The 14,224-nt window shown below is 46.0% G+C and carries 9 protein-coding genes; 1 reads left to right on the plus strand and 8 read right to left on the minus strand.

All coding sequences use genetic code 11. The annotated features are described in order from the left end of the window. Window positions 1–17 precede the first annotated feature (17 nt). The 7 genes from AC6H3C_RS15555 to AC6H3C_RS15585 form a co-directional block, all read right to left on the minus strand. On the minus strand, window positions 18–734 hold the full coding sequence (locus AC6H3C_RS15555) for a hypothetical protein (RefSeq protein ID WP_497516328.1): 717 nt from the start codon (window positions 732–734) through the stop codon (window positions 18–20). Window positions 735–835: 101 nt separating this feature from the next. Next, window positions 836–2,440, minus strand: coding sequence for a TonB-dependent receptor (locus AC6H3C_RS15560; RefSeq protein WP_497516329.1), 1,605 nt, complete (start codon window positions 2,438–2,440; stop codon window positions 836–838). Between the two features lie 77 nt (window positions 2,441–2,517). Further along, window positions 2,518–3,534 carry a hypothetical protein gene (locus AC6H3C_RS15565; RefSeq protein ID WP_497516330.1) on the minus strand — a complete coding sequence of 339 codons (1,017 nt, stop codon included), beginning with the start codon at window positions 3,532–3,534 and terminating at the stop codon, window positions 2,518–2,520. Then, window positions 3,513–5,078, minus strand: coding sequence for a hypothetical protein (locus AC6H3C_RS15570; RefSeq protein ID WP_497516331.1), 1,566 nt, complete (start codon window positions 5,076–5,078; stop codon window positions 3,513–3,515). Before AC6H3C_RS15570 ends, AC6H3C_RS15565 begins: the two co-directional genes overlap by 22 nt. 93 nt (window positions 5,079–5,171) lie before the next feature. Further along, window positions 5,172–6,509 (minus strand): NAD(P)-binding domain-containing protein, encoded by a 1,338-nt coding sequence (locus AC6H3C_RS15575; RefSeq protein ID WP_497516332.1) that lies wholly within the window; start codon window positions 6,507–6,509, stop codon window positions 5,172–5,174. Window positions 6,510–6,513: 4 nt separating this feature from the next. Beyond that, window positions 6,514–7,383 (minus strand): hypothetical protein, encoded by an 870-nt coding sequence (locus AC6H3C_RS15580; protein ID WP_497516333.1) that lies wholly within the window; start codon window positions 7,381–7,383, stop codon window positions 6,514–6,516. 4 nt (window positions 7,384–7,387) lie between these two features. Next, window positions 7,388–9,175 carry a bifunctional lysophospholipid acyltransferase family protein/GNAT family N-acetyltransferase gene (locus tag AC6H3C_RS15585; protein WP_497516334.1) on the minus strand — a complete coding sequence of 596 codons (1,788 nt, stop codon included), beginning with the start codon at window positions 9,173–9,175 and terminating at the stop codon, window positions 7,388–7,390. Between the two features lie 173 nt (window positions 9,176–9,348). Here AC6H3C_RS15585 and AC6H3C_RS15590 point away from each other — a divergent pair, with 173 nt between their 5' ends. Beyond that, the gene (locus AC6H3C_RS15590) at window positions 9,349–11,190 is read left to right on the plus strand and encodes a YgiQ family radical SAM protein (RefSeq protein ID WP_497516335.1); all 1,842 of its coding nucleotides are present in this window, start codon (window positions 9,349–9,351) and stop codon (window positions 11,188–11,190) included. Window positions 11,191–11,192: 2 nt separating this feature from the next. Here the strand turns inward: AC6H3C_RS15590 and AC6H3C_RS15595 are convergent, their stop codons facing one another. Beyond that, window positions 11,193–14,015 (minus strand): helix-turn-helix and ligand-binding sensor domain-containing protein, encoded by a 2,823-nt coding sequence (locus tag AC6H3C_RS15595; RefSeq protein WP_497516337.1) that lies wholly within the window; start codon window positions 14,013–14,015, stop codon window positions 11,193–11,195. Window positions 14,016–14,224: the final 209 nt, after the last annotated feature.

Below are 14,224 nucleotides of genomic sequence, written 5' to 3' on the forward strand. Positions count from 1 at the left end.
CGTTAGTTTGGTCACTGCTATTTTTTCAGGGCAGCTTCTTCCACGATCAGCTCGTAAAAATAACCCGCCCCAAAGTCTTTGTTCAAAGCAACCGTCCCTTCCAGAGTAACCAGCTCGTTCAAGGCAATATTCTCCTGGCTGGTAAAGGTCAGGTCGAACTTCCCGTTATCGTTTGATCCGTCCTGCAGGTGAATCCAGTTACGTTCCATAATACCGTTATTTACCTTCACCACTTTGCCTCTCACCACCACTTTTTTGCCATGATAATCGGCCCGGTTTTTATACAAGTCAGCAATGGTGATACCACCTGCCACCGGCTCGATACGGATATCCGACTGAAAATCGTTCGATTTGCGCTGCCCGTGGGCTGACATCTGATGGTGCATACTCATCGTTTTATCCGGCAGCGCCCGCAGGTCTTCAACAAACAAAACCCGGTCGAATACGCGGTTCAGCTCTTTACTTTCAAAATCAATCATTTCCAGAGCATTGTCGTAATAAAACACATCTCCGGCATTGGCGTCCATTTTAGTGACAGCAATCCAGACTTCCTGTCCGTTTTCATTTGCACGCAGGTATGTATAGGATGTTGTTTGAATCACTTCTTCCACCTTAAGCTGGCGGGTAGTTGTTGTTAACGTAGCGGTGTCAATCGGCTGCACCGGCTCTTTCGGCTTCACCACGCAGGAAAACATCAGGATGCTTCCCGTAATCCATACAAAAATCAATCTCATCGTTCTGTCTTTTATCGTTTCTTTAAAATGTAACCGAGGTAAAGTATAAAACAACTTTACGGGCTGAAAGTTAATCATTACCCGGAAAATCACAAGCCTGTTCAAAAACGTTTTGTCAGGTTGATGTAAATCCGGTGATAACGGGCTGATTCTTCAAAAGTAGCTTCGTAATTTGCCGACAAGGACAATTTTTTGCCCAGTTGCCAGGTCAGGTCCAGCTCGCCGATATGTTGCATCCATGCTGAAACGGAGTTTAAAAAATTATAATCGACATAGCGATACCCCGTACTGGCGTATATCTTTCCGCTCAACAAGTCCTGGTATAACCGGGCGCTATAAATTTTTCCCTCCAGAAAAGCCGTTTGAACCAGGTTGCCTGAAAAAGTCATTGACGCCCCGGTCCACGGAGATTCTGAAAAGGAGACAAACCCATAAAGCGTTTTGGTCGGGTCGGGGTCATTTTTACGAACACGGTAGGAAGCATTCAAGCCTGAACTGATCCGACCTGCAGGACGATAGTTCACCCGAAAATGGACCCCCTGGCGCATCGCTTCTTCCAGAAGCCGGTCTGCCAGGTTTTTAAATGTTTCGTAATAGATGACATTTTTTCGCGCGTCGTAAGAGGCAAACAAGGTAAGCTGCCGCGAAATCCGGTACCTGACCGACGCATAAAAACCGGTCAGCGAAAGTGTACTTTTCGCCTCATCATTTTCAAGCTTGTACAGGTCCAGCTCGCCTGAGAGGAACCAAAACAGGTTTTTCATCAGCGCGTTGCTGTGTTGAAAATAAACAAAGCGGCGATCGGTATTCCCGTTGTTCTTCTGCTCAAAAAAAGCGACGGAGCTCCGGCCTGTGCCGTTTTCATTAGAATGGACGAATGCCAGGTAAGCGCCGAACTCAAACAAGTTGGTATTCACACTGTAATCCAGGTAGTCGGGACGAAACCCAACTGCCGCGCCTACGCGAACGGTTTTGTTTCCTGTTTCATACTGGATACCGTCAATGGCGCCCACATTAGACAAATTCGGGTTGATTTTCCTGCCCAACCAGACCGAAGACATTTCGCCGGGCTGATAGCTGAGCGCCAGGCTGTAAATTTTAAGGGCGCTGAACAGGTTGTCCTGAACAGCCGACCAATCATTGGCCTGGTGGGTAAATGTCAGGTAAGTATCTGTCGAAAACCGGCTGTCGTCAATATGCGAGGCTTGCATGGAAAAGGTGTAACGCATCCGGTGGCTGTTGCTTTCGGTGGCCCCCGAAAAACCTGAATACGACGACGCTGACACCCTGCCCCTTATTTTCTCGCGAAAACCGGAAAGCTCCTTTTCTTCCGGTTCAGGACGGACTTCCTGCCTTTCCTCCGGTTTTTCATCCATTCCGGCCATTTCGCGTCGTTTATTGTTTTCCTCCGCTGCGTATCGTTTGGCAAATATTTCATCGCCAATCGTCACCTGAATAGACGACAACGGCTTGCCCATAACGGAGAGTGATGATTTCGATTCGATGATGAGTAAGGGTTTTACAATGCCGTCCCGCTCAATAAACACCGTATCACCCTCCTGAATGTTATTTGTGCCGTCAAAACGCACATAGATATTTTGTGCCGTCAGGTAAGATATTTTCCCAATGAACTTAAACTGATCGGGCTGGGCATTTGAACCAACGAAGGTAAAAATTGCAAGCAAAGACATCAATACATGTTTCATCCAATACTATTTTTATTCCTTATGACCGCAGTTTGTAATCAATTTGGAACCGGTATCCCTCACGCTCTGCCAACGCGTTATTTCCTTCCTAGTGGATGGCATGAATAACATGCGCTGCTTTCATAGCTGTAACCGGTCCTGCCCTTGTGTTTATCATCCATGCTGGTTTGGTTATGCTCGTGGCAATTCAGGCAATTAAATTCCGCATAACTGTTCTGATTGGCATGACAGTCGGTACAACGGTTCCATTTGTCTTTGTGTTTGCCCGAAAAGATCGGAAAAAATCCGGTGTCGTGCTGTGTGAATTTAGCAGGTTGCCAACCGGGATTCAGCGTGTGACACTCAGCACAACTTACCGAAAATCCCGACTGCAAATGGTTCGGGTTTGTAGTAGTATTATAATCGGTCTGGTGGCACGAAACACATTCAGTCGGGATTTTTTCAAATATGCCCGACACATGGCATTCCAAGCAACTGATCGTATGGCCTCCCGCCAGCGGGAAAAAGTTATGCACAAAATTTGCCGACGACCAACCAATCGCCTTGGCGCTGTGGCAGTCGGCGCATTCCACAGAATACCCCGATCCCTGGTGATTAGGCTGCGTTGTAGCCAGATAATCGCTTCGGTGACAATCAAAGCAGGCAATGCCAAGCGGCTCAAACTGTAAGTTACCGGCCGATACATGGCACTGAAAACAATCGGCTGTTGTGTGCGATCCCAACAGTGGAAAACGACTTTGGCGGTGCATTTCGGCGCTGTTGACCACAATCCAGGATTGCGGGTTGTGGCAACGGTCGCAATCAGTCCCTACCGTATTGTTGTGCATGTCGGTATGGCAGGATATACATTCACTGCTGGCTTCGAAAAATTTCAGGGACACGTGGCAACTTTTACAATCGACGGATTGATGTTGCCCGGTTAGTTTGAAGCGGGTTTGTTGATGATCAAAAGTCATTTCCTTTTGAAGCAATTCCCAACTCTCCGGAGAATGACAAACCGCACAATCCATCTTAAAATTATCTCCGTGCCGCGACTGGGCAAATGAAAAGGAAGCAACACCCAGCAGTAAAACTAGAAATGACAGTTTGCGCATTTGATTTCATTAAAAAGTTTATACCTGACGTAATCGCCGGTTGGATCAGTTACCGGCGGATGACATTTACTGCAATCGGCTTTGGCATGCGCCCCCTCCAACTTGAAACGGGTTTGACCGTGATCAAAACGATCAGCGCGCCAACTTTCAAAACCATGACAACGCTCGCACAGCGCTTGCCCGTTTTCACGAAATTGATCATGATGAGCATCCATGTGGCAGGATTCGCACTGTGAGAACAGATTCGCAAAACGCTGAGTAAAACCATTGTTGTTATTCTCAACAAAATGACAGGCACGGCAGCTTATTTCGGCATGTTTCCCAACCAGTTCAAATGAGGTTTGGCGGTGATCAAAATTCACGTTTCCCCAATTCGCAACGGTATGACACCTGTCGCATTGCCGGTCGGGCATATATTTATCGGTTATCAATCCCTGGTGTATATTGGAGTGACAATCGACACACTTCTGCCCGACTTTTCGGAACTCCCAGCGGTTGTTTTTATGATGACACGAGAAACAGGGTGTTGCCAGGTGTGCTTCTTCCAGTTTAAAGCTGCCCTGGTTATGCCTTTCGATGGTAAACAAGGAAGGTACAAAACCATTAACCGTATGACAATCGGCACAATCGGATGATTTTCCATTTTGGGTGAATTGCCCTTTGTGATAATCGTTGTGGCAATTGTTGCACCTGTTATGCGCAATTGTTGCTGTGAATGATTGTTTATGGCAGGAACGACAATCAACCGCCTGGTGCTTTCCGGTCAACGGGAATCCGGTTTTATTGTGGTTGAAATCTGTTAATCCGCCCACCTGGCGAAACGACTGTTCGGTATGGCATTTTGAACAATCCTGCCCGAATTTATTATCGTGCACATCATGATGACAGGAAGTGCAACCGGCAAAGGCGACATTGGTAAACTGCTGAAACTTTTTGCCGTTCCGTTCTGCTTCCCGGTGACATTTGGCGCAGTCGACCTGTTGATGTTTGCCACGCAACGGAAATGCTGTTTTTTGGTGGTCGAACCCGGGCGCCGGTCTGAATGATTCGAAACCATGACAGGAAGCACAATCGGACGACAAGCTTTGCTGATGGAAATCTTCATGGCAGGTTAAGCAGCTTGTTTGTAATCCTAAAAAAGTTCCGGCTGACTTTTTCTGTGTGATTTTCTCCCGGACAAATTCGGATTTATGACAATCTTTACAGTTAATTTTGGCATGTCTGCCTTCGAGCACATAGCCGGTCAGTTTGTGGTCAAAATTTTCCTGGTCGAACCGGGTAATCTGAAAGTTTTTCCCGTGATGTTCGTTGTGGCATACAAAGCAATCTTTTCCTTTAACTTCGGCCGATGCATGATACCCCCGTTTTAAGCCGACCAGGTTACTGATTTCCTTATGACAATCCAGGCACTTCTCATTTGTCACCTTTTTGCCCAAAACGTGACATTGCGTGCAATTTGTCAAACCTTCCAGGCGCTCATGAGCCCTGGTTAAGTCGCCGGGTGAAAGTTGAGCCGGTAACTTACCCGATAAAAACAGAGCCAAAAAGACAACTATTAACTTTTTCAGACTATTCTCCACGGTACATCGTTTCTAAAAACCGCTCACACAGAGGTATCAGGCGCAAACAGCAGCCTGTTATTGATCATGCTTCAAAATAGCATCGCCAAACTTACGGGTGATTTTAATTCCCGCTTTTTCAAGAAATTGCACAGGCAACTCCCCGCCGGCAAAAATATAGACCAGATCGTTTTCCAAAATCAAAAGCTCATTTTGCTGACCGACAGATAACGTAACCGAACGCTCATCTATTTTATGAACATTTGAATTATAATGAATTTTAACTTTTCCGCTTGAACCGGCTTCACCAATCAACAGCTTATTGCGCGGTTTTATCCGACTGAATGTCTCGTTCCGGTACGACAGGTTCACTTCGTTTTGAGCCGAAAGTTGCAACGCGGCCTCAACAGCCGAATCGCCGCCTCCGACAACGACTATTTTTTTGCCGCGAATACGTTCCGGTTCCAATAAGCGATAAGCTACTTTTAGGCTGTCTTCTCCCGGAACATTTAGTTTTCGCGGACTGCCTCTCCGGCCAATGCTCAGCAACACTTTACGCGCTGTAAATTGCTCGCCTGTTTTTGTTTCCACCAAAAAACGACCATGCTCCGGTTTAATTACTTCCACTTTCATCAGTTCTTTAATGAGGATGTTATTTTTTGAGATGACCTCATTCCACAAACTGAGCAATTCGGCCTTACTGGTCTCATACCGTTTAACTTTCCCGTGAAGAGGAAGTTCCATCGGGGCAGTCATGACAATTTTAGCACGCGGAAAGGTATAAACTGTTCCGCCCAGAGAATCCTGTTCAAGAGTCAAACAGGAAAGTTGACGTTTTTTTGCCTCCAACGAAGCCGAAATACCGGCCGGCCCGGCGCCAACCACCAATAAATCAAACTCGGCCTCAATTTTCCGGTCGATCGTCTTTGCCAGGTTCCCGACCGCCTGCCGGCCTTGCTCCACCGCATTTCTGATCAATCCCATCCCTCCGATTTCACCGGCGATATAGATACCGGGCACATTGGTTTCAAACGATTGGTCGACATGCGGCAGATCAACTCCACGCTTCCCGGTTCCGATGCAAAGGGTTATTGCCCGGGTCGGGCAGGCATGAAAGCAAGCCCCATGCCCGATACAGCGGGACGCATTGATGGTGGTAGCCCGCCCGTTCCGGATACCTAAAATGTCTTTTTCAGGACAAGCGGTGATACATGCCCCGCTTTTTATACACGAATTGGGATCGACAACCGGGTGCAACGAAACAGGCTCAAACAATCCCTCGGTCCGGGCCATTTCAATTTTTTCCTCAACCAGGCGCGATTGCTTATTCATCTTATAAAGATAGAACCAGAATATGGCGACAAAAAGGCCTCCGACAAGCGAATAAATGATGATATTTTCGATTAAAGGTTCCATTTTTTCAGAAGATCCACCGATAGCCAAAAGCTAAAGTTACTCCTACATGAATAATCATAATGATCAGCATGACCAAAGCAAAAGGTAAGTGTGCAACATGCCAGTAACGAAATAAATTCTGCATACTGACCAACCGGTCTATTTTCCGGTTTAACCGGATCTCATACCGGATTAAACGAATCAGTTCGCGATAGGTATTTTTTGTTGGAAATTGTTTTTTTAGCTGAGTTTTTATATCGCGTTGTACCTTTCTTTCAAACTTCAATTTTTCTGCAAACCGCACAAAAATATTTTTTCCCAAGCATTCGGGGCGTGCTTTAACAGCATCTAAGAGGCTTCGCAATGCCTCGCCATCCAACTGATATGTTTGTTGCAACTGATCGTTGATCGCGTCTTTTTTCCGGTCCAGTTCATTCAGGCTAAGCTCCCTCCCTTCGATGGTTCGCGGAATTTGCAGGTAGATATACCGGCCGATTACTCCGCTGATTACCACAGCCACCATACTCCAAAAACTCACCGATACGATCCCGCCAAACTTAAATGCCGTATGAAACAAAACAAGCGCCGGACCAAGCGTACACATAAAAATGTGAAATTCGAGCCAATATTTCAGAATTCCAAGCCGGGAAAACCGCCGAACCCGTTTTCTGATCATATACAAAAAAACGCCTGTAACGATAAGCAGTGAACCTGCAATCCCAAGTCCGTGTCCTAAAGTTCCGCTGGGTTTTAACCATTGATGCTGATCGCTGAAAAAACGCTCTTCAGGATTCAGCCTGTAATAAGAATATCCCTCTGCCGACAAGCAGACCAGCACAAAGAGTACAACAACCACCATCAGCGCCAGGTAAACTTTATGCAGTGTACGCCTCATCGTTTTATTCCCTGTTCGTGTAAAAGCGTTGCAGGATTGAACCGTCATTCACTTCCTTCGAAAGCGATTCGATGGTGCTTTTGGGAACATCGTACACATCAAGCAGGATCAATCCGTCGAGGCAGTTATTAAATTTCGGGTCAACATTAAACCCGACAATTTTAGCGCCGAGCTTAATATACTTTTTCAACAGCACCGGTAAACCGGTGTTCAGTTCATCCACATCGCCGATAAAACGGTCGAGTTTATTGATATCGTCCAGGTTTTCCATAATCACGTTGATATTCGGGTCCTGGCTTTTAAACTTAAACGCCCGGCGCGGCGAAACCAGTGGCGCCAGGTTCCAATCGAAATGACGGAACATGATAAACTTAATAATCAGTTCCTTCGATATCTTCGAGTAATTGTTGCTGATGCTAACCGGCCCGAGCAGGTAGCGGTACTCCGGATTTTTCAGCAGGAAATACAAAATACCCTTCCACAGCAGAAACAAGGGCATGGGTTGCCGCTGGTAATCCTTAACAACAAACGAGCGGCCAAGTTCCAGCGCCTGTTTCAGGATGGGTTCGAAACCTTCTTTCATGCGAAACAGGCTTTGCAGGTAGAACCCGCGCGGCCCAAATTCGTGTAAAATATCATCTCCTTTCCCAATCCGGTAGGCTCCAACAATCCGTTGTTCATCTTCATCCCAGATAAACAACTGATGGTAATACAAGTCAAATTCATCCAGATCGATGCCGCGGTTTGTGCCTTCGCCTACCTCGCGGAAGGTGATTTCGCGCAAACGCCCTATTTCGGTTAAAATATTCGGAATTTTTCGCGACGGAGAACAGTAAACGGCAAAATTCTTCAGCCGGAACAAAAGCGTATCGCCTCCCTCCTTAATCTCGCCGGCAATTTTTTCCTGATCTACCGACGGCACAATGGGTTCAGGTTTCGGATGCGGTTTTAATGAATAATTAAAGAAACGTTTTACCTCTATATTCCCGCATAAACTATACGTTTTTGCCCTCAGGTAACGTCCAAACTGATAGATTTCGCCAAAATTGGCCTGATCGGCTAAGGTAATTGGCGAACCGATACGAACCTTAACCGGTTTTTTCTTTTTATTTAATAATTCGGAAGGCAACTTAACCGTCCTTAAATTGGGATGAATCAGACCAATCAGGTGAAACAGGCGGCTGTTTTTGCCGGTAAAATAAACCGGCACCACCGGCACCTTTGCTTTTTTTATGAATTTCAGCACCGGGTATTGCCACTGGCGATCCGAAATTTTGTTTGTACCGTCGAAACTGGAAACCTCGCCGGCCGGAAAAATGCACATTCCCCCTCCCCGATGCAAATGCTCAATCGCGCTTTTTAAGCCGCTAAAACTTGATTTGGCATTTTTCCTGTCTTCAAACGGATTAACGGCCAGAAAAAAATCGCTCATCGGCTCAATTCGTTTCAACAGAAAATTAGCCAAAACCTTAATATCCGGCCTGACTTGTGAAAGGATCTTGATTAATAAAATACCGTCCAACCCGCCAAAGGGGTGGTTCGACACCACGATAAAAGGCCCGGATTTGGGAATTCTTTTTAACTCAGCCGCGTCAAACTCGTAGCTGATCTCCAGAACTTTTATTAACTCATCAATAAATTCGACTCCCTGTTTATCAGCAATTTGTCCGTATATTTTATTCAACTTATTAAAACGGAGAACATACATGATGAACTTTGCCAGGTTTTCGCCTCCAAGGTAAGCCAGGTAGGGGTTGGCTTTCAGAATATCTTTCGGGTTGACAATTTCCATTACTTCGAATTAAGTACGTGCTAAAAATATAAATGTATGCTTAATTTTGATAGGTTCCTTTCATTTTTTCTCAAAAATAAAAGAAGCCGGATTTCATCAAAAAAAGACACAAAAGTCTTTAGAAATGAACAAAACCATAATACCTTTGTCCTTTTTAAAAGAAAGGGCATCTCATGAATATACTATATCAACGATATCAGACAACAAACTGGCTTCCCACCACTAAAAAAGAAGTTGACGAGCGGGGCTGGGACGAGTTGGACGTCATCCTGTTTACAGGAGATGCTTATGTGGATCATCCTTCGTTCGGGGCAGCCGTGATTGGCCGGATCCTGGAAGCCGAAGGGCTGCGCGTAGCCATTGTTCCCCAACCAAACTGGCAGGACGATTTGCGTGATTTTAAAAAGCTGGGCGTTCCCCGCCTGTTTTTTGCGGTGACTTCGGGCAATATGGACTCGATGGTGAACCACTACACCGCCAACAAACGCAAACGCTCGAACGATGCCTACACGCCGGGCGGACAATCGGACAAACGACCTGATTACGCGACCGTTGTTTACTCCAATATTCTGAAAAATCTGTATCCCGATGTTCCGCTGATTATCGGCGGAATTGAAGCTTCGCTGCGCCGGGTCACCCATTACGACTACTGGCAGGACAGGCTAAAACCATCGATTTTGGTCGATTCGAAAGCCGATTTGCTGTTTTACGGGATGGGTGAAAAATCGATTATTGATTACGCCCGCCTGGTGCAGAAAGGCGTCGATCCGAAAAGCCTGACCAACATTCCTCAAACGGCTTTTCTTGTAGACAAAGACGAGCATTACGCATTGCAAAAGAAGTGGAACAGCCTGGAGTTGTATTCGTACGAAGAATGCCTGGCCGACAAAAAAAAGTTTGCCAAAAACTTTATGCACATCGAAGAGGAGTCGAATAAAGCCGAGGCCAATGTGATTATTCAGCACACCGGCAATAAAAAGGTCGTGGTCAATCCGCCCTGGCCGCCGCTCGAAGAAAAAGAAATCGACCGGTTCTACGATTTGCCGTTTACCCGGCTGCCGCATCCAAAATATAAATCAAAGGAGGCTATTCCGGCTTACGAAATGATCCGGCACTCCATCAATATTCATCGGGGCTGTTTTGGCGGTTGCACCTTTTGCACCATTTCGGCGCACCAGGGAAAATTTATTGCCAGCCGTTCTCAGCAATCGGTGATGAAAGAGCTGGAACAGGTGACGCTGATGCCCGATTTTAAAGGATACATTTCGGACCTGGGCGGCCCTTCGGCCAACATGTATCAAATGAAAGGCATCCACGAAGAGATTTGCCGCAAATGCAAGCGTCCGTCCTGTATTTTCCCGGATGTATGCAAAAACCTGAATATCGACCACCAGCCCATGCTCGATTTGTACCGCGAGGTGCGGAAACATCCAAAAGTTAAAAAAGCCTTTATCGGGAGTGGTATCCGCTACGACATGATCCTGCATCAGACCAAAGACGAGCAGGTGAATAAAAACAACATGAACTACCTGCGCGAGGTGGTCAAACACCATGTTTCGGGCCGTTTGAAGGTGGCGCCCGAACATACCTCCGACAATGTTTTGCGAATCATGCGCAAACCTTCATTCAGCTTATTTTATAAACTGAACAAGGTATTTAATGAAATCAATAAACAGGAAGGGCTGAAACAACAACTCGTACCTTATTTTATTTCCAGTCATCCCGGCTGTAAAAACGAGGACATGGCCAACCTGGCTGCCGAAACCAAACAGCTTGATTTTAAACTGGAACAGGTGCAGGATTTTACGCCAACACCCATGACCCTGGCCACGGTGATTTTTTATACCGGCTTTCATCCTTACACCATGGAAGAAGTTTTCACGGCCAAAACAAAAACGGAAAAACTCGCACAGCGAAAATTCTTCTTTTGGTACAAACGCGAATACCAGCAACAAATCAGGCAGGAATTATTGAAACTGAACCGTAAAGATTTGCTGAAGAAGATTTTGGATTAGCCTTAATATTTCAAAATCAAATCAATCAGGTTATCATCGTGCTCGAGCCCCATTTTTTGCCGGAGCCGGTAACGGTGATTCTCCACGCCCCTCACCGAAATTCCGAGCAAGGGAGCTATTTCTTTCGACGAAAGGTTTAACCGTAAATAGGCGCATAAGCGAAGGTCCTTTGGCGTAAGATCGGGAAATTCATCTTTTATTTTTTTCAGAAACTGCTCATGGGCCCGCTCAAAGTTCGTTTCAAACAGTTTCCAGTCGTCCTGACTTGAAATATTTTTATCGATTTTCGTGATCAGGTGCTGGTAATATTTGTCGGGGTATCTTGATCCCAGTTGTTCTTTTTGCTCGGCCACAACTTCCTTCAACTCAAGCAAAAATTCATTCTTTTTGATCATCGACATGATGGAATTGGCCAGTTCCTTACTCTTGTGAGAAACCTCGGCATTTAGCTTTTCGTTACGAAGCCGAATCAATTCCTGTTCGCGTTTTTCACGTTCGGCCTGCTCTTTTCTGCGGATTTTTCTGATCCCGAACATGCGGAACAAAAGCAGCAGCCCGCCTAAAACACCCGCGTAAGTCACGCGGGCAAGCGTAGATTGGTACCAGGGAGGCGTAATTTCGAGGGTCAGCGAATTGACCTGGCTCTCGTTGTTCCAGAGGTCGATTGCTTTCACCTTCAGTTCGTATACACCTGCAGGTAAACGGTCGAACCGAAAAACAGGGGTTTGTGTTTTCGCCGACCAACCCGGATCTATCCCCTCCAAAAAGTATTGGTAATACAACGGCTCATCGGTATAATGCGGAAACGAATACCGGACCTGCACATTATTATGACTGTTGCTTACTTTAATGTACTTGTTTTTGGGAGGGCTGATGACGCCTTCGTTCCTCCTGTTAATCGTTTGCAATTCTCTCAACTCCGGAAAGAGATACCGGATGGTCCGTCCCGGGTCTCCGAAAGAAGCATCGAGCCATGCCATGCCGTTTTCGAGACATAAGATGGCTTCGGTTTCCGAAACCGGCAAAATATTTTCGAAACCTTCAATCACCTGGTTATTTTCAAAAATTGTAGCTGGATAGGCTTTTACAAGCTCCACCCGGTCGCCGTAAATATAAAAAAGCGCCATGCTTTCGGTGGTAATAAACCAGTAATGATGATTGGGGGCCTCAATTACGCGGTGCGAACGGGCATATTCGCCTAAACGGTCGTTCAGATAGGTATAGGGAAGAATCAAATTATTCAGGTCATCATAAGTATAAAGCAGGTTCTTGGTGGTAAAAACAATCCGGTTTTCAATTTTAAACACATGCAACGAATGATCTTTACTAAAAACCGACCCGGCGCCGAAATACTCCTGCTTTAACACCTTTTCCCGCCGGTCATCCGGGGTGAGCTTATAAATGCCCCGGTGCATATGGCTTGCCCAGATATTTCCCAGGTGATCGATTTCGATGTACCGGATCAGATCGCTAAAGTCGTCAATAACATGACTGAACACATATTGTCCGCCGGATTTTTTAAACGAAAGAAGATTATTGTAGGTCGACACCATCAGCTGATCGGGATGAACCGGGTCTTTCCTGATCGAAAAAACTCCCCCGGCCCGGTGAATGAAACCGGCAAATCCGTCCCTGATCAGAAAAGTGCCTCCGTTGTGCCCGACAAAAAGCTGGTTGTCGATCACCTGGCAGGTCCAAATTTGTCCCTGAGTTCCCGGAATCAGGCGGTAGGCGTTATTCGGATCCTGCAAATTCTTGGCAAACAAGCCCTGGTTGGTTCCCAGGTAAATCTTGTTCTGGAAAATCGCTGCTGCGTAAACAGCCCCGATATCCGGAATATTTTCAACGCGAATGCCTTTCACCGGCGATGCCGATATAAAATCAATCCCACTGTCGAGCGCCAGCCAGATGTTATCAAACTGATCGGTCGAAATCCCCAGCACCGTGTTATTCTGGAGCCCGGTTCCCACATTCAGCTTATAGACCAGATTCGCGTCTTCGTCACAAACCAGCATCCCGTCGAGGATTGTTCCGAGGATAATTTCCCCGTTTTTCCCAACAAGTCCACGGTTCAGCTCATTTTTCATGAAATAATCGGTCCATCCGGGAGCCCATTCCCGAAGTTGTACCCCGTCCCAAATAACAATTCCATGCGAGGCAGTCCCGATCATCAGTTGATCTTTTTTATAGGGGAGCAAAAACCGGATGATTTTATTGGAAAAGAACGGATCGATCAGGTAAGGAACGGCTTTGCCATTTTCTACCCTGAAGATACCCTGGTTACTCACTGCGATCAAAATCTGGTCCCTGACCTTCTGCATGGTATTCGTAAAACCCGGCAGGCTTACCGGAACGGCGGTGTCATTTTTATAAACAATCAGCTTGTTAAAAGAATGAAAATAAGTTTCATCGTTCCGGGAAGCAATATTCCAGAACTCTTCATTTTTCGTAAAAAACTGTTCAACCAGACCATTCAATGAGAAATAGTTCAGTTGCCCCAAAGGGCTCCGTTTCCAATAACCCAATTCCCGGTAACCACTGGTATAGATGATGCTGTCGTTGGCAGCAAATACGGTCCGGGTAATGGTTTCGTTCGGAAGTTTATGCAGTTTCCAATTGGTCCCGTCAAACTCAAGCAAGCCATTGTGGTTGGCAAAATACATGAAACCATTGGTCCCCGAACAGGCCGCCCAGTTCTGACTGGCCGCCTGGTAATCTGTTTTGCTAAAATTTTTGATACCCAGTCGTCCTGCTGCCCACCCCGGCGCCGGGATCAGGGATAACAGGCCGCAGAACAAAATGATCTGACCAATTTTTTGTTGCATGCCGTTCATTTTAACGTGCCTCAATAAAAAGTTAAGTCTCTAAGGCCCCCTTGTTGGGGTACGGAATACAAAGAAAGAATAATTTTCAGTGCCTGAACAGAAGCTTTCAGGCTATTTTTTTCACAACATGTTTTATATCATATCGCTGTTTTCTTACAAAATATCACATTTTATAAAACCTAACAAATTCAACGACTGTATATTATAAT

The organism is Gaoshiqia sp. US2 (assembly GCF_059705485.1).

Bases quoted from the DNA above. Each gene is read 5' to 3' on its own strand.
- AC6H3C_RS15555 (WP_497516328.1), bottom strand. From the start codon at position 734: ATGAGATTGATTTTTGTATGGATTACGGGAAGCATCCTGATGTTTTCC.
- AC6H3C_RS15560 (WP_497516329.1), bottom strand. From the start codon at position 2,440: ATGAAACATGTATTGATGTCTTTGCTTGCAATTTTTACCTTCGTTGGT.
- AC6H3C_RS15565 (WP_497516330.1), bottom strand. From the start codon at position 3,534: ATGCGCAAACTGTCATTTCTAGTTTTACTGCTGGGTGTTGCTTCCTTT.
- AC6H3C_RS15575 (WP_497516332.1), bottom strand. From the start codon at position 6,509: ATGGAACCTTTAATCGAAAATATCATCATTTATTCGCTTGTCGGAGGC.
- AC6H3C_RS15580 (WP_497516333.1), bottom strand. From the start codon at position 7,383: ATGAGGCGTACACTGCATAAAGTTTACCTGGCGCTGATGGTGGTTGTT.
- AC6H3C_RS15585 (WP_497516334.1), bottom strand. From the start codon at position 9,175: ATGGAAATTGTCAACCCGAAAGATATTCTGAAAGCCAACCCCTACCTG.
- AC6H3C_RS15590 (WP_497516335.1), top strand. From the start codon at position 9,349: ATGAATATACTATATCAACGATATCAGACAACAAACTGGCTTCCCACC.
- AC6H3C_RS15595 (WP_497516337.1), bottom strand. From the start codon at position 14,015: ATGCAACAAAAAATTGGTCAGATCATTTTGTTCTGCGGCCTGTTATCC.